At 65.9% G+C, this 21501-nt stretch carries 19 protein-coding genes and 1 pseudogene; 16 read left to right on the top strand and 4 right to left on the bottom strand.

Annotation, left to right across the window (positions count from 1 at the left end):
- Positions 1-14: 14 nt before the first annotated feature.
- Positions 15-1431 (bottom strand): annotated as a pseudogene (locus tag G6R19_RS20385) (DUF222 domain-containing protein).
- Positions 1432-1610: 179 nt separating this feature from the next.
- Positions 1611-2867, bottom strand: coding sequence for an APC family permease (locus G6R19_RS07810; RefSeq protein ID WP_163163931.1), 1257 nt, complete (start codon positions 2865-2867; stop codon positions 1611-1613).
- A gap of 109 nt (positions 2868-2976) precedes the next feature.
- On the opposite strand from G6R19_RS07810, the gene aspS reads away from it, so the two are divergent.
- Together aspS and G6R19_RS07800 are read left to right on the top strand one after the other, a co-directional pair.
- Positions 2977-4755 carry an aspartate--tRNA ligase gene (aspS, locus tag G6R19_RS07805; RefSeq protein WP_163163929.1) on the top strand — a complete coding sequence of 593 codons (1779 nt, stop codon included), beginning with the start codon at positions 2977-2979 and terminating at the stop codon, positions 4753-4755.
- Between the two features lie 121 nt (positions 4756-4876).
- Positions 4877-5611, top strand: a complete 735-nt coding sequence (locus tag G6R19_RS07800) for a GNAT family N-acetyltransferase (protein WP_163164150.1) — start codon at positions 4877-4879, stop codon at positions 5609-5611.
- Positions 5612-5719: 108 nt separating this feature from the next.
- Here the strand turns inward: G6R19_RS07800 and G6R19_RS07795 are convergent, their stop codons facing one another.
- Positions 5720-6391 carry an acVLRF1 family peptidyl-tRNA hydrolase gene (locus G6R19_RS07795; RefSeq protein ID WP_163163928.1) on the bottom strand — a complete coding sequence of 224 codons (672 nt, stop codon included), beginning with the start codon at positions 6389-6391 and terminating at the stop codon, positions 5720-5722.
- Between the two features lie 72 nt (positions 6392-6463).
- Between G6R19_RS07795 and G6R19_RS07790 the strand changes: the two genes are divergently transcribed.
- The 14 genes from G6R19_RS07790 (at position 6464) to nusB (ending at position 19975) form a co-directional block, all read left to right on the top strand.
- The gene (locus tag G6R19_RS07790) at positions 6464-7882 is read left to right on the top strand and encodes a replication-associated recombination protein A (protein WP_163163926.1); all 1419 of its coding nucleotides are present in this window, start codon (positions 6464-6466) and stop codon (positions 7880-7882) included.
- 170 nt (positions 7883-8052) lie between these two features.
- Positions 8053-8679, top strand: coding sequence for a 30S ribosomal protein S4 (gene rpsD / locus G6R19_RS07785; protein WP_066276228.1), 627 nt, complete (start codon positions 8053-8055; stop codon positions 8677-8679).
- Between the two features lie 146 nt (positions 8680-8825).
- Positions 8826-9200 carry a DUF948 domain-containing protein gene (locus G6R19_RS07780; RefSeq protein WP_050054932.1) on the top strand — a complete coding sequence of 125 codons (375 nt, stop codon included), beginning with the start codon at positions 8826-8828 and terminating at the stop codon, positions 9198-9200.
- A gap of 19 nt (positions 9201-9219) precedes the next feature.
- Complete coding sequence (locus tag G6R19_RS07775; RefSeq protein ID WP_240341793.1) at positions 9220-9462, top strand: hypothetical protein; 243 nt, start codon at positions 9220-9222, stop codon at positions 9460-9462.
- Positions 9463-9588: 126 nt separating this feature from the next.
- A complete protein-coding gene (gene alaS, locus G6R19_RS07770; protein ID WP_163163924.1) occupies positions 9589-12267 on the top strand; it encodes an alanine--tRNA ligase in 2679 nt (892 codons plus the stop codon).
- Positions 12268-12274: 7 nt separating this feature from the next.
- The gene (gene ruvX, locus G6R19_RS07765) at positions 12275-12868 is read left to right on the top strand and encodes a Holliday junction resolvase RuvX (RefSeq protein ID WP_163163922.1); all 594 of its coding nucleotides are present in this window, start codon (positions 12275-12277) and stop codon (positions 12866-12868) included.
- Complete coding sequence (gene mltG / locus G6R19_RS07760) at positions 12865-14574, top strand: endolytic transglycosylase MltG (RefSeq protein ID WP_163163920.1); 1710 nt, start codon at positions 12865-12867, stop codon at positions 14572-14574. Before ruvX ends, mltG begins: the two co-directional genes overlap by 4 nt.
- Positions 14571-15431 (top strand): shikimate dehydrogenase, encoded by an 861-nt coding sequence (locus tag G6R19_RS07755; RefSeq protein ID WP_163163918.1) that lies wholly within the window; start codon positions 14571-14573, stop codon positions 15429-15431. Before mltG ends, G6R19_RS07755 begins: the two co-directional genes overlap by 4 nt.
- Before the next feature lie 26 nt (positions 15432-15457).
- Positions 15458-16657 (top strand): chorismate synthase, encoded by a 1200-nt coding sequence (aroC, locus tag G6R19_RS07750; RefSeq protein WP_163163916.1) that lies wholly within the window; start codon positions 15458-15460, stop codon positions 16655-16657.
- A 57-nt stretch (positions 16658-16714) separates the two neighbouring features.
- The gene (locus G6R19_RS07745; RefSeq protein ID WP_163164148.1) at positions 16715-17224 is read left to right on the top strand and encodes a shikimate kinase; all 510 of its coding nucleotides are present in this window, start codon (positions 16715-16717) and stop codon (positions 17222-17224) included.
- Positions 17221-18312 carry a 3-dehydroquinate synthase gene (gene aroB, locus G6R19_RS07740; protein WP_163163914.1) on the top strand — a complete coding sequence of 364 codons (1092 nt, stop codon included), beginning with the start codon at positions 17221-17223 and terminating at the stop codon, positions 18310-18312. Before G6R19_RS07745 ends, aroB begins: the two co-directional genes overlap by 4 nt.
- On the top strand, positions 18312-18830 hold the full coding sequence (locus G6R19_RS07735; RefSeq protein WP_163163912.1) for a tetratricopeptide repeat protein: 519 nt from the start codon (positions 18312-18314) through the stop codon (positions 18828-18830). The genes aroB and G6R19_RS07735 overlap by 1 nt, the downstream gene beginning before the upstream one ends.
- Before the next feature lie 171 nt (positions 18831-19001).
- On the top strand, positions 19002-19565 hold the full coding sequence (efp, locus tag G6R19_RS07730) for an elongation factor P (RefSeq protein WP_050054941.1): 564 nt from the start codon (positions 19002-19004) through the stop codon (positions 19563-19565).
- Positions 19565-19975 (top strand): transcription antitermination factor NusB, encoded by a 411-nt coding sequence (gene nusB / locus G6R19_RS07725; RefSeq protein WP_163163910.1) that lies wholly within the window; start codon positions 19565-19567, stop codon positions 19973-19975. The genes efp and nusB overlap by 1 nt, the downstream gene beginning before the upstream one ends.
- A 96-nt stretch (positions 19976-20071) precedes the next feature.
- Here the strand turns inward: nusB and G6R19_RS07720 are convergent, their stop codons facing one another.
- Positions 20072-21346 (bottom strand): PrsW family intramembrane metalloprotease, encoded by a 1275-nt coding sequence (locus tag G6R19_RS07720; RefSeq protein WP_240341809.1) that lies wholly within the window; start codon positions 21344-21346, stop codon positions 20072-20074.
- Between the last annotated feature and the right edge of the window lie 155 nt (positions 21347-21501).

Genomic DNA, 21501 nt, shown 5'->3' with positions numbered 1-21501 from the left:
GACGTTCTACGCCATTACCGATTGTTTGAAGTGGGCGCGTTTGAGTGCCGCGGTGCGCTCTCGGTGTTGACGCGACGGCGCGGCGCAGCGTCCCCTGCGATCGCTAATGTGCCAGTCAAGCGAGTCCCAGTCATTTGCGTGCCGGGCAGGGGCGGAGCTGTTGACCGGTAGGTGTGCCCTGTTGGTGTTCGGAGTTCTACTGTGTGGCGGGGTCCCGGTACTGGTTTTGCTGACCAGCCTGGTGCTTCTTTGGTGTGGTTGCAGGCTTCGCAGAGGCTTTGTCCGTTTCGGCTGGTGGTGGGGCCGTCTTTGTGCCAGGGGGTGATGTGGTCGTGGTGGCGGATGGGCGCGTCGCAGTAGGGTGTGCGGCAGGTGTCGTCCCGTACTTGAATGAACCTGCGGAGTCCAGGTGGGAAGAGCCGTGCCGTAGAGTCCATTGCGACCAGCTCGCCGTTGGTCGGGGCGGTGTAGAGCCTGCGAAGCCAGACCTTGAACTCGGCACCCTCTGGGGGTGCTGCTGAAGGCGCCGAGGTGCCCGTGTTCCCAGAACCCGTTGCTCTCGTGTTCCCAGAACCCGTTGCTCCCGTGCCCGCTTTTTCAGCAGCTGTTTCGCTGCCGGCAGGCTCTGGGCCAGACGCTGCCATGATGGCTTTTCTGGCCCAGCTGCCGGGGATGACGCCGTAGCCGGTGAGTCTGGCTGGTTCACTGTCGCCGTGGAAGAGGGTGCGGTCGGTCATCACAAGCTGGATCTCGACACCGGTGATCCCGCCCGGGGTGCCGGTGAGGCGTTCGATGAGGGCGTCGGCCCTGATCGCGCCCTTAGGACGTTCATCGCCGGAAGACTTAAGTGCGTCGGCGTGGCGGGTGAGGGCTGCGTAGGCGGCGACGCCTTGCGCGACCGGAACCAGCGCCGTCAGGTAAAGCCATGGTGTCGGGCGCAGGGCGCAGACTGACGGTCCGCTCGGAGACGGCATGGGACGACCGTCTGGTAACCGAGCGAGGGTCCCGCCGGTACGCTGCGGCACGGACGGCGCTGGTGATGGCCCGGTCCCCGGCTCCGGTGAGCGTGCCGGTGTCGGCGGCGAGCTCTTCGTCCACGGCGGCCCGGTCCTCGGCGGACAGGCACGCTGTTTCCTTCACGACCAGGGTGGCGCGCCACTCGTTTAGCTGCCCGGATTCGAGTGCTGCGAGGGTGTGGGGCATCTCGGTGACCAGGGCTTGCCCCAAGCCCAGCAGCCGGCCGCCCCGGGAGGGGGACTCCTGGCGGGCGAGGGCGATTTCCGCTCCCACCCCGGCACCGAGCTCGTCGGCCGGGACACCCGCTGCGGCCTGTTCTTGTCTCCTCACGAGGCTGTAGGCCACAGCGATCCGGGCCTGCTTAGCAGCGGCGGCCGCCTTCAGATCCTCCAATTCCCGCAGCTGGTCAATCATTCCCGGGCCATCAGGCGCTGGACGGATGGATGCGACGGTGCGAACGGCATCAGCTACCCGGGGACCAGGAAAACTTCCCTTTGCTTGAGTCGCTTCCTGACCCCGGGTTCCCGACGACGCTGTTGCTTCCATGGACAAAGTCTTCCAGCCGGGCGCGGCAAAAACAGATGCCCGAGGAGCTATGTGGAAAACTTTCGCCGCAGCCTCAGCACCAGCCAGCGCCCCGCCACACCCGCAGCCAGGACCGCCGTCATGGTCAGCACCGAGGCCGGGGGAAGGGTGAAGGCCAGCAAAAGGCAGGCCACGAAGCCCACCGCGTTCAGCCACTTGGGTGCGTACCCAGGGTGGCATGCCAGTGTGTAGGCTGAGGCGTTGGCCACTGCGTAGTACAGGAGCACGCCGAAACTTGAAAAGCCCACCACAGTCATGACGTCCGTGATCAGCAGGAGCAGGATAACGACGGCGGCAACGGCTACTTCTGCAGCGTACGGAACAGTGTGTTTGCCGCCCACCCGTGCCAGCAGCTGGGGAAGGTCCCGTTCACGCGCCATGGCCAAAGTGGTGCGGCCCACGCCGGTAATGAGGGCAAGGAGCGCGCCGAGGCAGGCAGCCGCCGCGCCAGCCTGCACCAACGGCGCGCCGGCCGCCAGCCGTGACTGCAGGACAGCCTGCAGCAGCGGGGTCTGCGTGCCCACCAGTTCTCCGACGGGAAGGTGGTTGAGCAGCAGCAATGCCAGCGCCAGGTAGATGGCGAAGGCAGCAGCCAGTGCGGCGAGGATGGCCCTTGGAATGGAGCGGGACGGGTCCTTGACTTCCTCACCCAGCGTGGCAATCCGGGCGTAACCCGCGAAGGCGAAAAACAACAGTCCGGCAGCCGGCAGCACACCCACGGGTTCCCCCGAGGAATCCGCCAGAGGTTCGTCCGCTGCCGGGTGCGGCCCGACCATCGCCGCGACGGCCACAAACACCAGGGTGGCCAGCACCACGCACAGCAGGATGCGGGTCAGCAGGGCCGTCCGGGTGATCCCCAGAAGGTTGACTGCGGTCAACGCCACCACCGCCGCGATGGCCACCGGCACGGCATAATCACCGGCAACATAGCTGCCGAACGTCAGCGCCATCGCCGCACACGAGGCGGTTTTTCCGGTGACGAAACCCCAGCCGGCGAGGAACCCCGGCCACTCACCGAGTTGTTTGCGGCCGTAGACGTATGTCCCTCCGCTGGTGGGATACTTCGCTGCCAGGGCAGCTGATGCGACGGCGTTGCAGTAGGCAACGGCCCCGGCAATGACCACCGAAAGGGCCAGCAAATTCCCTGCCAACGCGGCGGCGGGGGAGAAGACGACGAACACCCCCGCGCCCAGCATGGAGCCAAGGCCGATAACGGTGGCATCGAAGGTGCCAAGCCTTCGATGCAGTTGCTGGTGCGCGCTCATGCGGTGACAGTCCCTTTGCAGCGGGTAAACTCGAACGGGATCGTTCCCCGAACGATCCTATTTAACTTTTCCGTATGACTCCCCGTGTTACCCCGCAGAAAGGCGTGCTGTGCTGCGCACACATGACCTCGGATCCCTTCGTTCCGAGCACATTGGACAAACCGTAACCCTCGCTGGCTGGGTGGGCCGCCGTCGTGATCACGGTGGTGTGGCTTTCGTGGACCTGCGCGATGCTTCCGGCGTGGCACAGGTTGTGGTCCGCGAGGAAGAAGTTTTCCACGGCCTGCGCAACGAGTATGTCCTGCAGGTCACCGGCACCGTTTCCAAGCGGCCCGAGGGCAATGAGAACCCGGCGCTGGCCACCGGCGGGATCGAGGTCATGGCGGACAAGGTGGTCATCCTCAACACCTCCGAGCCGCTCCCGTTCCAGATCGACGAGCACGTTGAGGTGGGCGAGGAAGCACGCCTGAAGCACCGCTACCTGGACCTGCGCCGGCCAGGCCCCGCCCGCAACCTCCGGCTGCGGTCAGAGGCAAACCGCGTGGCCCGTGAGCTGCTGCACCAGGACGGCTTCGTGGAGGTTGAAACCCCCACGCTGACCCGTTCGACGCCGGAAGGCGCCCGTGACTTCGTGGTCCCCGCCCGCCTGGCCCCGGGTTCGTGGTACGCCCTGCCGCAGTCACCGCAGCTTTTCAAGCAGCTCCTGCAGGTGGGCGGCTTCGAGAAGTACTACCAGATCGCCCGCTGCTACCGCGATGAAGACTTCCGCGCCGACCGCCAGCCGGAATTCACCCAGCTGGACATCGAAGCCAGCTTCGTGGACCAGGACGACATCATTGCCCTCGGCGAAAACATCGTTAAGGCACTGTGGAAGCTGATCGACGTCGAGATCCCGACGCCCATCCAGCGCATCACCTACGCGGACGCCATGGCACGGTACGGCTCGGACAAGCCCGACCTCCGCTTCGGCGTGGAGCTGACCGAGCTCACCGAGTTCTTCAAGGACACCAACTTCGGTGTCTTCAAGGCCCCGTACGTGGGCGCTGTGGTGATGCCGGGCGGTGCCTCCCAGCCCCGCCGCACCCTGGACGGCTGGCAGGAATTCGCCAAGCAGCGCGGACACAAGGGCCTTGCCTATGTCCTGTTCAAGGAAGACGGCGAGCTCGCCGGCCCGGTTGCCAAGAACCTGACCGACACCGAGCGCGCAGGCCTCGCGGATGCAGTGGGCGCCCAGCCCGGCGACTGCATCTTCTTCGCGGCCGGCGAGAAGTCAGCCGCCCGCGCCCTCCTCGGTGCTGCCCGCGTCGAAATCGGGCACCGCACCGGCCTGATCGACCCCAAGGCCTGGGCCTTCTGCTGGGTAGTGGACGCGCCCATGTTCGAACCCGCCGCAGCAGCGGTGGCGTCCGGGGATGTGGCCGTCGGCGCCGGCAAGTGGACGGCCGTGCACCACGCTTTCACCTCGCCCAAGCCCGAGTTCCTGGACACGTTCGACCAGGACCCGGAGTCGGCCCTGTCCTACGCCTACGACATCGTCTGCAACGGCAACGAAATCGGCGGCGGTTCCATCCGCATCCACGAGCGCGATGTCCAGGAACGCGTCTTCGAGCTGATGGGCCTCGACCGCGAGGATGCCCAGACCAAGTTTGGCTTCCTGCTCGAGGGTTTCAAGTACGGCGCCCCTCCGCACGGCGGCATCGCCTTCGGCTGGGACCGGGTGGTGGCATTGCTGGCCGGCGTGGAGTCCATCCGCGACGTTATAGCCTTCCCGAAGACCGGCAACGGTTACGACCCGCTGACCCAGGCGCCGGCCCCGATCACGCCGCAGCAGCGCAAGGAAGCCGGCGTGGACTTCAAGCCGGAGGCCAAACCGGGCGAGGGCCAGTAAAGCACCGCTGATCCAACTGAAGGCTCTCCCTGGAAGGGAGGGCCTTCAGGCTTATCCGTAGACAGGAGTCCTTGTGGTCCACAGCCTCCCCGGTCAGCAGGCCCGCACCTTCGAGCCGCTCATGGATGCTGCCTGGCCCGCCGTCGAGCGTTACGACACGGGGGAGTGGGTCCTCCGGGCCGCCGCCGGCGTCACCCAGCGAGCCAACTCGGTGTGGCCGCAGGAGGCCGCCGCGGAGCCCGAGGCCGCGCTGCGCGAGGCAGTGCAGTGGTACCGGAAGCGGCGCCTTCCCCTGATCTTCCAGATAACGGACACGCCTGCCAACGCCGGGCTGAACGACTATTTGGACGCGCAGGGCTTCACGCGGCAGTCCGAGACGCTCGTTATGGCCCGGCCGGCTGGTGTTGACCCTCCGGGTCCGGCAGCTGCCAAGGTTGACATTTTGGAGCAGCCGGACGAGGAATGGCTGGACCTTTGGTGGAGCGTGGACGGCCGGGGCGGCCAAGCCGAACGGGAGACGGCGCGCACCATTCTGGCCGGGTGCCCGTCGCTCTATGCCCTGGCGAGGCACGACGACGGCGGGCCGGCCGCCGTCGGGCGCCTCGCCCTGGTGGAGGGAACCGGCGGCATCTACTGCATGGCCGCGTCACCGTTCCACCGAAGGCGCGGCTACGCTTCGGCGGTGCTGCAGGCACTCCTGTCTGAAGGGGACGCGCGCGGCCTTGCCGGCACCTGGTTGCTGGTCACGGCGGCCAACCATGCAGCCCGGCAGCTGTACAGCCAGACCGGGTTCGAGGAGGCGGGCCGCTACCTCTACCGCCAGCAGCGGCCCCGGCCCGCCCTGACGGGCTGCTGAGCTCGAACCCGTTGCGCCGTTTCGATGGTTCCGTGTCCGTTCGACGTTCCGTAGCGCCGAACCCACAAGGAATCGTCGAAACGGGCTGACGGCGGCAGGATGATTGAGCTAGGAAGGCGGGTCGATGACCTGGATCCGAACCGAGCAGGCGTCCGCTGCCGCCTTCTTCAGCACCGCGGCCTTGGGGTCCGGAACGTCAAGGTAGGCCAGGCGGGGCAGCCCGGCATAGTCCTTCAGGGCCGGGTGGTCGAGGACAAAGCCCGCCAGCGCCCGGTCGCCGCCGGGAACCACATATTCGAACGGCTCACCGCTGAAGACCCGAAGGGCCTGTTCGGCTACAACGTCCACGAGTGCGTCCGCCTGGTTGGACCGCCGCCGCGCGAACCGCTGCTGGGACTGCCCGCCCGCGGCGGTCCGGGACTGCACGTAGGTGGAGCCGACCTTCGAAGCCAAGGGCACGCCCTCACTGACTACCGCAACCCCGTAACCTCCACGCCGGACCACGAGGAGGCCGAGCCGGCGCGGCTGTGATGCAAGGGAGGCAAGCCGTTCCAGTGCGTCGGCGCCGCGGCCCGGCCTGCCGTCGCTGGGCCAGGGCGCCTGAAGGAGCGCTTCGGCGCCGTCGTTAGCGAGGAGGCGCAGCCCGTCGTCGTCATCCCGCACCTGGAAACCGCCGTGCGACGCGCCGAACCTCTCCGCCCAGCCGGGCAGGCGGCTGCCCGGGATAAAGGCCGTGCGCACGGATGGCGGTTTGGCTTCGCCGGTGCTACGTGCGGACATGGTGGCAATCCTTTTCTGGCCGGGCGGACTCCCGGGCGAAATCCGGAAGTGAACTCGAAGTAGCCTATCTATGTGGAAGATCTCTTCGGGCACGGCACCGGCAACGATGATGACGACGACGGTTCCGTAGCCGCCGCCCGGACTGCAGCGCCGGGGGCCAAGGCTTCCCCCCGCGGCCCGCTCGCCGTCCGGATGCGTCCCCGCACCCTTGATGAGGTAGTGGGCCAGCAGCACCTCCTCGGCCAGGGGTCGCCTCTGCGCCAGCTCGCTGCCGGGGCCGGAGCAGACACAACAGGCCCTGCTGGACCCACCTCGCTCATTCTCTGGGGCCCCCCGGGAACCGGCAAAACGACCCTCGCCCACGTGATTGCCCGCGGTGCGGGTAGGAAGTTCGTGGAGCTCTCCGCGATTACCGCCGGTGTCAAGGACGTGCGGCGCGTGATGGACGAGGCCCTGACGGCTCGCGACCTCTACAAGACCACCACGGTCCTGTTTTTGGACGAAATCCACCGCTTTAATAAGGCCCAGCAGGATGCCCTGCTGCCCGGCGTCGAAAACCGCTGGGTGGTGCTGGTTGCCGCCACCACCGAGAACCCGTCGTTCTCCGTGGTGTCACCGCTGCTGTCCCGCTCACTGCTGCTGACGCTCCGTCCGCTGACGGACGCGGACATTGAAGGACTGATTTCGCGCGCCGTCGCAGATCCGCGCGGGCTGAACGGGAAAGTAGGCCTCAGTGAGGAAGCGCTCGACCACCTCGTACGGCTTTCCGGCGGCGACGCACGCCGGGCCCTGACGGCACTGGAGGCGGCGGCCGGCGTTGCCTTCGGGGATGCGGACGACGCAGGGGAGGGGCCGGTCGCCGTCGAACTTAAACACACCGAGCGTGCCCTGGATGTAGCCGCGGTCCGGTACGACCGTGCCGGCGACCAGCACTATGACGTCATCAGCGCCTTCATCAAGTCCATCCGCGGATCCGATGTTGACGCCGCCCTGCACTACCTGGCGCGGATGCTCGAGGCGGGGGAGGACCCGCGGTTCGTCGCCCGCCGGATCGTGATCTCGGCAGCTGAGGATGTGGGGATGGCCGATCCCACTGCATTGCAGACGGCCGTAGCCGCGGCCCAAGCCGTGCAACTCATCGGCATGCCCGAGGGGCGGATCATCCTGGCCGAAGCCGTGGTGCACCTGGCCACGGCGCCAAAGTCCAACGCCGCGTACATGGGCATCAACAAGGCCATCTCCGATGTGCGGGCAGGGCTGGGGAACGGCATCCCCGCCCACCTGCGGGACGCGCACTACCCGGGTTCCAAGCAGCTGGGCCACGGCCTCGGCTACAAGTACGCCCACGACGCGCCCCACGGAGTAGCCGCCCAGCAGTACCCGCCCGATGACCTGGTGGGAAGGGACTACTACCAGCCCACCGCCAACGGCGCGGAGCGGGACATCGCGGTGCGGCTGGAACGGCTGCGGAAGATCGTCCGGGGCAAGTAGGCGCCGTGGTAGGATAGATGTTTGTCTGGCAAGGCGCGGACGCACAATCTCCCCAATTTTACGTTGAGAAGGTTATGCCTGCGCCCAGTAGCAAAAGGCAGCGGTTGGCCGATGCTCTCCATCGTGGAGGCCAGTAACACTGACACACCGCAGATATTGGAAGGACACAAGTGGCTAACAACACTCGTGCTCGCCGTCAGGCCCGCCTCTCGCGGTCCCTCGGCATCGCTCTGACCCCCAAGGCCGCCAAGTACATGGAGCGCCGCCCGTACGGCCCCGGTGAGCATGGCCGTGCCCGCAAGAAGCAGGACTCCGACTACGCCGTACGTCTGCGCGAAAAGCAGCGCCTGCGCGCCCAGTACGGCATCCGCGAAGCACAGATGACCCGTGCCTTCGAAGAAGCCCGCCGCACCAAGGGCCTGACCGGTGAAAACCTCATCGAACTGCTCGAAATGCGTCTTGACGCCCTGGTCCTGCGTGCCGGCTTCGCCCGCACCATCGCCCAGGCCCGCCAGCTGGTTGTGCACCGCCACATCATGGTTGACGGCGTCCGCGTTGACCGCCCGTCGTTCCGCGTCGGCGAGGGCCAGCTGGTCCACGTCCACAGCCGCAGCGAAACCATGGTTCCGCTCCAGGTTGCAGCAGCCGGCGCCCACCGCGACGTCCTGCCCGCCGTTCCGGCATACCTGGACGTCAAGCTGGAAGCCCTCCAGGCACGCCTGGTCCGCCGTCCCAAGCGCTCCGAGGTCCCCGTGACCTGCGAAGAGCAGCTGGTCGTCGAATTCTACGCACGCTAAATTCCAGCAGCGTATCCAAAGAAGCCCGTGGCAAGCGCCGCGGGCTTCTTTGTATGTAAGGTACTTGGGGGACATCTGCGGCAATGCGCTTCATGACGCATCCGGCAGGTGGAACGAACCACAGAATTTCGAGGAGATGAACGTCTATGTCTGGTGGCGATATTGCCGGCCTGATCGCTGCCGGAGTGTTTGCGCTCCTGGTGCTGCTGCTTGCCGTGCCCATCCTGAAGCTGGGCAAAGTCCTTGACGAGGTCCGCACCTCCATCAGGTCCCTGAGCGACGGCGCCACGCCGCTGATGGACGAGGTCACGGCCACTGTGTCCACCACCAACCAGCAGCTGAAGAAGGTGGATGGAATCTCCTCCAACGTCTCTGACGCGTCAGCGAACCTGTCGGCACTGTCCTCGCTGGTGGCCGCCACCGTTGGTTCGCCGCTCATCAAGGTGGCAGCGTTCAGCTACGGCGTCCGCACCGCACTGGCCAACCGCAAGAAACCCGCTGCCGGCCGCCGCAGCCGCTGAACTTTTCGGAGGACCTAAAATGAAACGACTTGTCTGGATGGGAATCGGCGTGGCGATCGGAGTCATCGCGTTCCGCAAAGTCACCGAAGCACAGGCCACCATGCAGTCCACGCTTGGCCCCCAGGGCCTCAACCGGGCTGTGGGCCGGCTGGCCGACGGGGTCTACGACTTCGCGGACGCCATCCGGGACGGCATGCGTGAACGGGAAACGGACCTCCGCGCCGCCCTCGGGGTGGACTCCGGAGAACTGGTCCGCCGCTAACCCGGCAGGCCGCAGCCCGGCCCCGGCACGCCAGAACTAACCGGCAGCAACCGTGCCTACGGAACTGCCAAGCGAACGAACTTCCGCGCATGTGTGTGCGGACCAAGAAGGGTAAGTAAACAGCTCATGAAGTCGCAGGAGATCACTAAGCGCTGGGTGGACTTTTTTGTCAGCAAGGGCCACACCGCGGTTCCCTCCGCATCGCTGGTCTCCAGCGACCCCTCGCTGCTGTTCACGGTTGCCGGCATGGTTCCGTTCATTCCGTACCTCACCGCACGCGAAGAACCGCCCTACTCCCGCGCCACAAGCGTGCAGAAGTGCATCCGCACCGGTGACATCGAGGAAGTGGGCAAGACCGCACGGCACGGCACCTTCTTCCAGATGTGCGGAAACTTTTCCTTTGGTGATTACTTCAAGGAAGACGCCATCAAGTTCGCCTGGGAACTGCTGACCACAAGCGTGGACGACGGCGGCTACGGCCTCGCGCCCGAACTGCTGTGGGTGACGGTCTACGAAGAGGACGACGAAGCCAAGGAACTCTGGCTGAAGAATACCGGCGTTCCGGCCGAGCGCATCCAGAAAATGGGCAAGTCCGACAACTACTGGCACACTGGCCAGCCAGGTCCGGCCGGTCCCTGCTCGGAGATCTACTACGACCGCGGCCCCGCCTACGGCGTGGAGGGCGGCCCGCTGGCTGACGAGACCCGGTACATCGAGATCTGGAACCTCGTGTTTATGCAGTACCAGATCGAGAACGTCCGTTCCAAGGAAGACTTCGACGTTGTGGGTGAACTGCCCAAGCGCAACATCGATACGGGCCTTGGCATGGAGCGCCTGGCCATGATCCTGCAGGGCGTCGAGAACATGTACGAGACCGACCAGGTCCGTCCCGTTATCGACAAGGCCGCCGAGCTCTCGGGCAAGGAATACACGTCCGCTGAAACACCGGATGATCCGCACCACACGGATGATGTGCGAATGCGCGTCGTGGGCGATCACATCCGCTCGGCACTGATGCTGATCTCCGATGGAGTGACCCCCTCCAACGAGGGCCGCGGTTATGTCCTGCGCAGGCTCATCCGCCGTGCGGTGCGTTCCATGCGCCTCCTGGGCGTCGAGCAGGCCTGCCTGCCGGAGCTGCTGCCGGCCTCGCGGGACGCCATGAAGGGTGTCTACCCGGTAGTGGACACCGACTTTGCCCGCATCAGCCGCATCGCTTACGCGGAAGAAAAGGCGTTCCTGCGCACCATCGCCTCCGGCACCGCGCGCCTTGAGGATGCCGTCAAGGAATCCAAGGCTGCCAACAGGCCGCTTTCCGGCGCCGATGCCTTCGCCCTTCACGACACCTACGGCTTCCCCATCGACCTCACGCTTGAAATGGCAGAGGAGGCCGGGCTCCAGGTGGATGAGGCAGCCTTCCGCAGCCTCATGCAGGAGCAGCGCAAGCGTGCCCAGGCTGACGCGAAGGGCAAGAAGGGCGGCCACGCTGACCTGAGTGCCTTCCAGGAGATCCTCGCCCAGGGCGAGACGGTCTTCACCGGTTACACGGAGCTCGACGGCGAATCCCGCGTCCGGGGCATCCTCACCGGAGGACAGCCGGTACAGCAGGCGTCCACGGGTGACGAGATCGAGCTCGTGCTCTCCGAGACCCCGTTCTACGCAGAGGCAGGCGGCCAGGCAGCCGACACCGGCCTGATCACCGGCGACGGGTTCGTCGTCGAGGTCCTCGACGTCCAGCGCCCCCTCAAGGACCTCAGCGTCCACAAGGCGATTGTCCGGGAAGGCGAAATCGGCGCAGACTCACTGGTGCGTGCCGCCGTCGACCGCGAACGCCGCCACGCCGCCGAGCAGGCCCACACGGGCACGCACATCGTGCACGCCGCACTGCACCAGATCCTGGGGCCGGAAGCCACCCAGCGCGGGTCCTACAACAAGGCCGGCTACCTGCGCTTCGACTTCGCCTGGGGCGAGGGCCTGAGCACCGCCACCCGTTCGGAGATCGAAGAGGTCTCCAACCTCGCCATCCGGAACAACTACGCCGTGGAAACCAAAGTGATGGGACTGGCCGAGGCCAAGGCCCTGGGTGCCATGGCCCTCTTCGGGGAGAACTACGGCAGCGAAGTCCGCGTTGTGGAGATCGACGGCGCGTGGTCCCGTGAGCTCTGCGGCGGAACGCACGTGGCCAACACCTCGCTGATCGGCAGCCTCTCACTCCTGGGTGAACAGTCGGTCGGCTCGGGTAACCGACGCGTCGAGGCCTTCGTCGGCATGGACGCGTTCCGCCACCTCGCCGCCGAGCGTGCCCTGGTGACCGAGCTGACCGATATGCTCAAGGTCCCTTCCGGCCAGCTGGCCGACAGGATCGCCGCCACCCTCGCCAAGCTCAAGGCTACGGAGAAGGAGCTCGACAGGCTCCGCAAGGAACAACTGGCTGCTTCCGCCGCCCAGCTCGTCAACAGCGCCAAGGATGCCTCCGGGGTCAGCGTCATTGCGCACGACGCCGGGCAGGTCAGCGGCGCGGACGACCTCCGCGGCCTGGCGCTGGACCTGCGGAACCGCTTGGGTTCGGCTGCCGCTACGGTGGCTGTTGCCGGCGTCGCGAATGACCGTCCCATGGTCCTGGTCGCCACGAACGAGGCCGCGCGGGAAGCCGGCGTCAAGGCAGGTGCCCTGGTACGGCTCGCCGCAGGCATCCTCGGCGGCGGTGGTGGCGGCAAGGACGACGTAGCCCAGGGCGGCGGGACGGACGCCGGTAAGGTGGCCCCTGCCCTCGCAGCCGTCGTGGACGCCATTTCAGGGCGATAAACCTCCCATGACCAATCCAACAGCGGCCGGCGGCAGCCCCCAGGGCATCAAACTGGGGGTTGACGTTGGCACGGTCCGGGTAGGTGTGGCCATCTGCGATCGCGACTCAATCCTGGCCACGCCGTACAAGACGCTGGACCGGAACGCAAAGAAAAACTCGGATGTCCGGGTCATCGCCAACTTGGTGGAGGAACTTGGCGCTGTGCAGGTCTTCGTGGGCCTGCCCCGGACCATGAAGGGCGAAGAGCACGCGTCGGCCAGGATGGCCACCGAGTACGCCGAGCTGCTGGCCGCAGAGCTGGCAACACGTGCCCTGGCTGTGCCGGTGAACCTGGTGGATGAGCGCTTGAGCAGCGTTACGGCCCACCGCAACCTGCATGAAGCTGGCATGAGCAGCCGGGATCACCGTAAAGTAGTTGATCAGGTCGCGGCGGCAGGTATCCTTCAGCACGCCCTCGACATGCAGAAAGCCAGGGGATCGGATGTCGGTCGACGCGTGACCGCGCCCTCCCCTTCCGTGGACCCGGGGGGCGGCGAGGTGGACGAGTCCGTCCGCGCCACCACGGACACGGACCGATTTTCAGATGGAAGGCAACAGTGAGTCCTGCCAATATTGACGACGCTTCCGGCCCCTTGGATGCCGGGGCGGCGCGGCCGCTGACCCGCAAGGAAATCCGGGCGCGCGAAAAGACCTCTGACACAGGACTCCAGGGCGCAGTGCCCGAGCAGGCCTACGAAACGGGGCACGACGTTCCGCCGCCGCCTTCTGAGCCACCGTCCGCTGCGGCATCCCCGGTTCCTTCGGCCCCTGAAGAGCACTCCATTCCGGCTGCTCCTCAAGCACCGCCGTCCATCCAGGACGTTCCTGATGAGCCGCAGCCCGCTGGGCAGCACCCGGAAATCCCCCTGCACGACGACGACCTGCAGCATGGGGACGTGCAGCACGGCGACCTGCAGCAGGGGGACGTGCACCGTCCCGAGGTTCTGCAGGGCGACGATCCTTACGACGACGTGCATGCGTCCTACCCTGAGCCTGCCTTCGCCGGCCACCAGCATTCAGCAGGTGGGCACTATGAAGACGATGCCCGTTTTGAAGAGGGGCATCACTACCAGGAGGGCGTGCAGCCTGACGACGCCCTCCACCACGAGGGGCACTATGACCACGGGCAGTACGACGATGCGCACCACGAGCCGGGCCACCACGAGTTCCTGCCCGGCGCTGCGGCAGCGCCCGTAGTGGTGAAGCCCTCGAAAAAGGTCCGCCGCCGCCGGCGGTTGCTGGCGCTGTTCCTCACGCTTGCGGTTTTCGTGACGGCCGTCGCCGTCGGCGCCCAGTTCTTGAAGCCATTGCTGGGCAATGACAAGCCCAGCGACTACCCGGGCCCCGGTTCTGGCGAGGTGATGGTGACGGTCGAGAACGGGGAAGGCACCCGTTCCGTAGCCACCAAGCTGGAGGGTGAGCAGGTGGTGGCGAATTCCGATACGTTCCTCCAGGCGTTCAACGCCTCCGGCGGGGTCCTGGCGCCGGGCGATTACACCTTCAAGACGCAGATGAAGAACTCCGACGCCGTCAACGTCCTGCTCGGCAAGGACCAGGCGAAAGTGATCTACTTCGCCCTGAGCGCCGGCCTGCGTATAGGTGAGTCGCTGCAGGCCATCTCGGAAGGTTCGGGCATTTCCATCCAGGATCTGCAGGCCCTCAGCAACCAGCCGGCGCAGTTCGGCCTGCCAGCAACGGCTAAGAACCTGGAAGGGTACCTGGCCCCCGGCGAGCACCGTTACCCGCTTGGCACGCCCGCAAAGGACATCCTCCAATCCCTGGTCAAGATCACCGTTGACGAGCTGGAGGCTCAAGGCATCACTGATCCTGCCAAGCAGTATGAGGCCGTCATCGTGGCCAGCATCGTGCAGGCGGAGGGTGGCCAGGCAGAATACGGGGACGTAGCCGGAGCCATCTACAACCGCCTCAAGCCCAACGACCAGACCAACGGGTTCCTGCAGGTGGATTCGGCTGTCACGTACGGCCTGGGCACGAAGAGCTATAACTTCACGGAAGAACAGCGCCAGGACAAGTCCAACCCGTACAACACCTATGCGAATCCGGGCCTGCCCCCTGGGCCTATTGGTTCGCCGGGAAAGACGGCCATTGATGCTGCCGCCAAGCCCAAGTCAAACGACTACCTGTACTGGGTAACCATCAACCTGGACACCAAGGAGACGAAGTTCTCCCGCACCCTGGCTGAACACAACGGCTACGTTGACCAGTACAACGCCTGGTGCATGGCGAACGTCGGCCGCTGCACATGAGCCTGCGGGCAGCCGTCCTGGGCCACCCCATCAGCCACTCAAAGTCTCCGGCACTGCATCACGCGGCGTACAGCCGGCTCGGCATCGGCATCAGCTACACGGCCATCGACGTCACTGAACAACTGCTGCCGTCGCTGATGCGGCAGCTCCGCAACCAGCCGGGCTGGCGCGGCCTTTCAGTCACCATGCCCCTGAAAACCGCCATGGTGGGCGAGGTGGACGAAGTCCGCGGCGTGGCACGGACCCTTGGCGTGGTGAACACCGTGTCCTTCGAGGAGCACGCGGGCGGCTTCCGGGCCATCGGGTTCAATACCGATGTCACAGGAATCGTCAACGCCGTCCGGCACGCTGGCGCCAGCACCCCTGCGGCCCCCGTCATCCTCGGCGGGGGCGGCACAGCGGCCGCGGCCGTTGCGGCCCTGTCCGAGCTGGGAGGCGGCTCGGCCCGGATCTTCGTCCGTGACCCCTCACGCACGGCCGAAGTACGCGCCGCAGGAGAAAGCCTTGGCCTTTCCCTGGTGATCCGCCCACTCACGGAGGCCGCGAAAGCAACGGCTGCTGCCGACGTCGTCATTTCCACGCTGCCGCCGCGCGCGGCAGACGGGCTGGCATCCGAAATCGCGGCGCTGAAGACCTCCACGCCCGGCGTTTTGCTGGATGTGGCCTACGATCCCTGGCCCAGCCTGATCGCGTCCGTGTGGGAGACCGGCGGCGGCGCCGTGGTGCCCGGCCTCGAAATGCTGCTGTACCAAGCGGTGGAGCAGGTACGACTGTTCAGCCGCCTCGAAGAGGAAGTTAACGCATCCGTCATAGATGTGATGTGTGACGCAGTCGGCCTTCCCCGGCGGGCGTTGTAACCGCCATACGTGGCAGGATGGAAAATATGTTGCGTTGGTTGACTGCCGGTGAATCCCATGGTCCGGCCTTGATGGGAATTATTGAAGGCGTCCCCGCCGGTGTTGAAATCACCAGCGGGCACATCGCCGATTCACTGGCCCGCCGCCGCCTGGGCTACGGGCGCGGTGCACGCATGAAGTTCGAACAGGACGTTGTGACAATCCTCGGCGGAGTCCGGCACGGACGCACCCAGGGAGGCCCCGTCGCCATCCAGGTGGGCAATACGGAATGGCCCAAATGGGAGCAGATCATGTCTGCCGATCCGGTGGACGCGGAGCTGCTCGCCGACCAGGCCCGCAACGCGCCGCTGACCCGCCCGCGGCCCGGCCATGCCGACTTCACCGGAATGCAGAAGTACGGCTTTGACGAGGCCCGCCCCGTCCTGGAACGCGCCAGCGCCCGCGAGACTGCCACCCGCGTGGCCATGGGAACGGTGGCAGCGCAGTTCCTGAAGCACCTTGGCATCGAACTCGTCAGCCACACCGTCTCCATCGCGACCGTCACCGTGCCCGAAGGGCGTCCGCTGCCTCTTCCCACCGACGTCCTGGCCCTGGACGCGGATCCGTTGCGCTGCTTCGACCGGGAAACGTCCGATGCGATGGTGGCCGAGGTGGATGCGGCGCACAAGGAAGGCGAAACCCTGGGCGGCGTGGTTGAAGTCCTCGCCTACGGACTTCCCCCGGGACTTGGCAGCTACGTGCATTGGGACCGCAGGCTCGATTCCCGCCTCGCGGCCGCCCTGATGGGCATCCAGGCGATCAAGGGTGTGGAGGTCGGCGATGGCTTCCTGACCGCTGCCCGCCGCGGTTCGGCTGCCCACGACGAGATCGTCCGGGACGCTGACGGCCGCATTGTCCGCACCAGCAACCGTGCGGGCGGCATCGAAGGCGGCATGAGCATCGGCGATGTGCTGCGCGTCCGCGCGGCCATGAAACCCATCGCTACGGTTCCCCGCGCACTGAAGACCATCGACGTCAGTACCGGAGAACCCGCGAAGGCACACCACCAGCGCTCCGACGTCTGTGCCGTCCCGGCCGCGGGTGTGGTGGCGGAAGCCATGGTGGCACTTGTCCTGGCCGAAGCGGTCACAGAAAAGTTCGGCGGCGATTCCGTGGCGGAAACCGCACGCAACATCAAGGGTTACCTGGACAGCATTCCGGCGTCCCTGGACTCGATCGGCCAGTAAGTGCCCCACAGCAACAAAACCGCGTCCCTGGGCGGCCCGGTGGTCCTCATCGGGCCCATGGCCGTCGGCAAATCCGCTATCGGGCAGCAGCTTGCCCAACAGCTTGGTGCCCCGTTTGTGGACACCGACGCCGTCATCGTGGCAGCCCATGGCTCCATTTCCGATATCTTCGCCGGACGCGGCGAGCACGCCTTCCGCGAGATAGAGGCGCGGACAGTGGCCGATGTTGTGGAAGCGGCGGAAGGTACGCCCACCGTCATCTCCCTTGGCGGCGGCGCTGTTCTTGACTCCGGGACCCAGCAGCTGATCGGTCGCTGCACCGTGGTGTACCTGGAATGCGACGCCACAACGGTTGCCGGCCGCATCGCCCGGAATTCGGGGCGGCCGCTGCTGGCGGGGGATGCAATGGGCCGATGGACGGCCATGTTCGCCACCCGCAAGCCGGTGTACGAGCGGCTGGCAGATATCACCCTGGACGTGCGCCACGGCTCGGTTTCCGAGCTGGGACGCCGGCTGGAAGCAGCACTGCGGGACTACGCAGCTGCCAAACAGGAAGTTGAAAAGTGAGCGCGGAATCAACAGTTATCAAGGTCACCGGCGAAGCCGCCAATAACAACTACGACGTCGTGGTGGGGCGGGGACTGCTGGGGGACCTTCCCGGCCTGCTTGGTGAGCGCGTCCGGCGGGTCCTGGTGATCCACCCCCGGGCCCTGCGGCTCACCGGCGACACCGTCCGCGATGAGCTTGCGGCAGCAGGGTTTACCTCCCTGACGGCGGAGATTCCCGACGCCGAAGAAGGCAAGCACATCCAGGTGGCCGCATTCTGCTGGCAGGTCCTCGGGCAGAATGACTTCACCCGCTCGGACGCGATTGTCGCCGTCGGGGGAGGTGCCGTCACGGACCTCGCCGGCTTCGTCGCCGCCACCTGGCTGCGCGGCATCAAGGTCATCCACATGCCCACCAGCCTGCTCGGTATGGTGGACGCCTCAGTGGGCGGAAAAACCGGCATCAACACCGCCGAAGGCAAGAACCTGGTGGGCGCTTTCCACCCCCCGGCGGCCGTGCTGGCGGACCTGGACACGCTGAACACCCTGCCCAAAAACGAGATCATTTCTGGAATGGCAGAAGTCATTAAGTGCGGCTTCATCGCAGACCCCACCATCCTGGACCTCATCGAGAAGGACCCGGAGGCGGTAGTGGACCCGCAGTCCGCCGTCCTCCGTGAGCTCATTGAGCGGGCAATCGCCGTCAAGGCAAAAGTGGTCTCCGAGGACCTCAAGGAGTCGGGGCTGCGGGAGATCCTGAACTACGGGCACACGCTGGGCCACGCCATCGAGCTGGTGGAACGCTACTCCTGGCGCCACGGTGCCGCCGTCTCCGTTGGCATGATGTTTGCTGCCGAACTTGCCCGCAGCGTCGGCAGGCTCAGCGACGCCGACGCCGACCGGCACCGCACCATCCTGGAGACACTGGGCCTTCCCGTCACCTACCGCCGGGACCGGTGGCAGGGGCTGCTGGACGGGATGCGCCGCGACAAGAAGTCCCGTGGCGACCTGCTGCGCTTCGTCGTCCTCGACGGGATAGCCAAGCCGGGGATCCTTGACGTCCCGGACACCTCGCTGCTGTTCGCCGCCTACCAGGAGATTGCTTCCTGATGCTCGGCGACATGGAGGGAACAGCGGACTGGCCGGAGGCAGGCTTCCCGGGTATCCGCATCAACCCTGAATCACTGCTGCCGCAGATCGTGAACCAGGACGCCTGCCGGGAGGCGCTGGCAGTGTCCACCGACCCCGCAGACCACATCTTTGTCCTGCTGGTGGAAGGACACGCGGCTGAGGCGGCGGAACTGCTGGCCGAGGCGCGGTTCAAGGACCCCGAGTCCTTCAAGTTGCGGGCCTTTGAGGCCGAAGTGCTGAGGGTTTCGAACCGGCTGGACCGGGCAGTGGAGCTGTTCCGGCAGCTGCTTGCCGAGGTGCAGGGGACACCCCGCGAGGCGCTGGTCCTGCAGTTCCTGGGCAAGACCCAGTACAGCGCGGGACAAACGTCGGCGGCCGTTGAATCCTTCGCCCGCGCCCTGGACCTACGGGTGGCCGAGTCCGCAGACGCCGCCCTGATTTACTCGTCCACGGTGGCGCTGCAGCGTGCCCGGGATGTCCTGGACCTGGCCTGCTGACACCGCAGCGGGGGCGGTCCGGAAGGTGCCCGCCGTTTTACCGGTAGAATAGTTCTTGAATTTTTTCGAAGACCCGATTTTTGACAAACACGCGCTGGCAAGCCGAATGGCAGGCCTGCCCGGCATACAACGTCTGAGCACGCGAGCAGACAAAGAAACCAGAGGAAACCAGTGGCAACCACTAACGACATCAAGAACGGAACGGTCCTGAAGCTTGAGGGCCAGCTCTGGAACATCATCGAATTCCAGCACGTCAAGCCGGGCAAGGGTGGCGCCTTTGTTCGTACCAAGATGCGCAACGTGATGTCCGGAAAGGTCGTGGACAAGACGTTCAACGCCGGGCTCAAGATCGAGACCGCCACCGTGGACCGCCGCGACTACCAGTACCTGTACCAGGATGGCGCGGACTTCGTGTTCATGGACACCTCCGACTACGACCAGATCACGGTTTCCGGAGCTACGGTAGGCGACGCCACCAACTTCATGCTCGAAAACCAGATGGTCAACATCGCCATCCACGAGGGCACCCCGCTGTACATCGAACTGCCGCCGAGCGTTGTCCTCGAGATCACCTACACCGAGCCTGGCCTGCAGGGCGACCGCTCCTCGGCCGGCACCAAGCCCGCGACCCTTGAAACCGGCTACGAGATCCAGGTTCCGCTGTTCATCGAGAACAACACCAAGGTCAAGGTGGACACCCGCGACGGCAGCTACCTCGGCCGGGTCACCGAGTAGTGAGCGCCCGCGGTAAAGCCCGAAACAGGGCCCTGGACGTTCTTTTCGAAGCAGAGCAGCGCTCGGTTTCGGCCTTCGACGTGCTCCGGGCGCGTCGGGAGAAGACTGACCAGATCGTTAACCCGTACACCCTGGAAATCGTTGAGGGCGTGCTTTCCCAGCAGGCAGCCATCGATGAGTTCCTCGAAACGTACTCGCAGGGCTGGAGCCTGGAGCGGATGCCCTCAGTTGACCGCATCATCCTCCGGATCGGTACCTGGGAACTCCTGTACAACGACGACGTCCCGGACGGCGTGGCGGTGAGCGAAGCGGTTGCGTTGGCCAAGACGCTGTCCACTGACGAGTCGCCGCAGTTCATCAACGGCCTCCTGGGCCGGCTGCAGCAGCTGAAGCCTTCCCTGCTCGCTTAGCTGGCAGGAACCGCAAAGGGCCGGCCTCCACAGTGTGGAGGCCGGCCCTTCGCTTTTTAAAACGGCCAGCGAATGCCCTTAGGTGGGCGGCAGCGTTTAATGGGCGACGGCGGCCCGCAGGGCCAGGATGCGCTGCAGCTGCTGGCGCTCTTCAGCCAGGTGCAACTGCACGTCCCGGCCGCTGAGGATGCGCTGGCGGGTATTCGCCAGCTGGGTGGCCGCTTTCAGGAATTGCTTCATCTGCCGTTTCCTGCCGTAGCTGCCGGCCCAGTTCAAGGCTGTTCGGCGGCCACCCAACGTGGCGAGGAGCTCCACCTCGGCGGGGGTGAACCAGCCGGCGGCGGAGTATTCGAGCAGCCGTTGGCGCGTCAGCCGCTTCTCCGCCACGCGCAGGAGGATGATGCCCGCCACGGCAAGGAAGAAGATGGGAACCTGGACCAGGATGTAGTCCACCAGGAAGCCCTGGCCCATGCTGTTCCAGCGGTTATGCAGGAACATGGCCGGCAGCAGCCCCACGAAGAAGGCGGCTACCGATGCGCCTGCGTGCCAGCGCCGCGCGGCGAAGCCCATGATGAGCCCGGTGGTGCCGGTGAAGATGGCGTGGGCAAAGGGGGACATCACACCGCGGAGGAAAAACACCTGGGCGAAGTTGCCGGCCGGGTCCGCCGATTCCGCGATGGCCCGGCCGAAATACAGGATGTTCTCGGTGAAGGCGAAGCCGCCGGCAATAGTGAAGGCGAAAACCACTCCGTCCACAGGTCCGTCGAAGTGTTTCCTGGCCAGCAGGAGCAGAAGCAGCAGTCCCAAGGACTTGGCGAACTCTTCCACGATGGGCGCCTGCACTGTGGCCATGTAGGTCTGCAGGTCCGCTCCGTCGGACAACTGGAAGCCCAGCACAAAAAACGGTTGGATGAGCAGGGTAACCGCGATGGACACCGCAGCGCCCCAGGTGAAGGCGAAGTACAGGAGCCGCTTGGGCTCAGGTTCCCACTTGTCGATGACATACACGGCCAGGAGCACCACCGACAGGGGAATGAGCGAGGCCAGGAATCCCACCAGGAAGCCGGCCGGCCCCGTGTTCGAGAGCAGGAACGGCACCACCAGGAAGAGGCTGAGGAAAGCCAGGGCGCTGCCGCCGATGGTCAGCCCCAGCAACCCGCCGCTGCGGGTCCGGCCGGCATGAACCACCGTTCCCTGGACCTGCGGCGGCACCACCGTATCCACGGGCCGGCCCTGATGCCCCGGCGCCGGGCGGTAGTTCTCCGGCTGCACGTGCCCCATCCAGCTTGGGTTGGCTTCGTGCGGGAGCGGGGCGCCCGCTCCCCGGAAGGGATCTTCGGGTGGCCCGGACGCAGGGTAGCGGGGATGCATCGACATACCCGAAAGCCTAAGTGGCTCACGCCACGCGTCCAAGGACCCGCGGCACGTGGGCCCGCGAGTGTGACCATCACCGCGCTGTCCCGGGACGGGTCACGCCAGGCCCATGTGGTAATTTTGGAACGCACATGATCCTTTTTTAATTCCGT

The organism is Arthrobacter sp. Alg241-R88, from assembly GCF_900537115.1.
Classification (GTDB): domain Bacteria; phylum Actinomycetota; class Actinomycetes; order Actinomycetales; family Micrococcaceae; genus Arthrobacter.
This window is presented reverse-complemented; position numbering and strand designations above follow the sequence as displayed.

Coding starts and splice junctions, on each gene's coding strand:
- G6R19_RS07810 (WP_163163931.1), bottom strand. CDS start 2,867: ATGAGCGCGCACCAGCAACTGCATCGAAGGCTTGGCACCTTCGATGCC.
- G6R19_RS07800 (WP_163164150.1), top strand. CDS start 4,877: ATGGATGCTGCCTGGCCCGCCGTCGAGCGTTACGACACGGGGGAGTGG.
- G6R19_RS07795 (WP_163163928.1), bottom strand. CDS start 6,391: ATGTCCGCACGTAGCACCGGCGAAGCCAAACCGCCATCCGTGCGCACG.
- G6R19_RS07780 (WP_050054932.1), top strand. CDS start 8,826: ATGTCTGGTGGCGATATTGCCGGCCTGATCGCTGCCGGAGTGTTTGCG.
- G6R19_RS07775 (WP_240341793.1), top strand. CDS start 9,220: ATGAAACGACTTGTCTGGATGGGAATCGGCGTGGCGATCGGAGTCATC.
- alaS (WP_163163924.1), top strand. CDS start 9,589: ATGAAGTCGCAGGAGATCACTAAGCGCTGGGTGGACTTTTTTGTCAGC.
- ruvX (WP_163163922.1), top strand. CDS start 12,275: ATGACCAATCCAACAGCGGCCGGCGGCAGCCCCCAGGGCATCAAACTG.
- G6R19_RS07755 (WP_163163918.1), top strand. CDS start 14,571: ATGAGCCTGCGGGCAGCCGTCCTGGGCCACCCCATCAGCCACTCAAAG.
- aroC (WP_163163916.1), top strand. CDS start 15,458: ATGTTGCGTTGGTTGACTGCCGGTGAATCCCATGGTCCGGCCTTGATG.
- G6R19_RS07745 (WP_163164148.1), top strand. CDS start 16,715: ATGGCCGTCGGCAAATCCGCTATCGGGCAGCAGCTTGCCCAACAGCTT.
- G6R19_RS07735 (WP_163163912.1), top strand. CDS start 18,312: ATGCTCGGCGACATGGAGGGAACAGCGGACTGGCCGGAGGCAGGCTTC.
- G6R19_RS07720 (WP_240341809.1), bottom strand. CDS start 21,346: ATGCATCCCCGCTACCCTGCGTCCGGGCCACCCGAAGATCCCTTCCGG.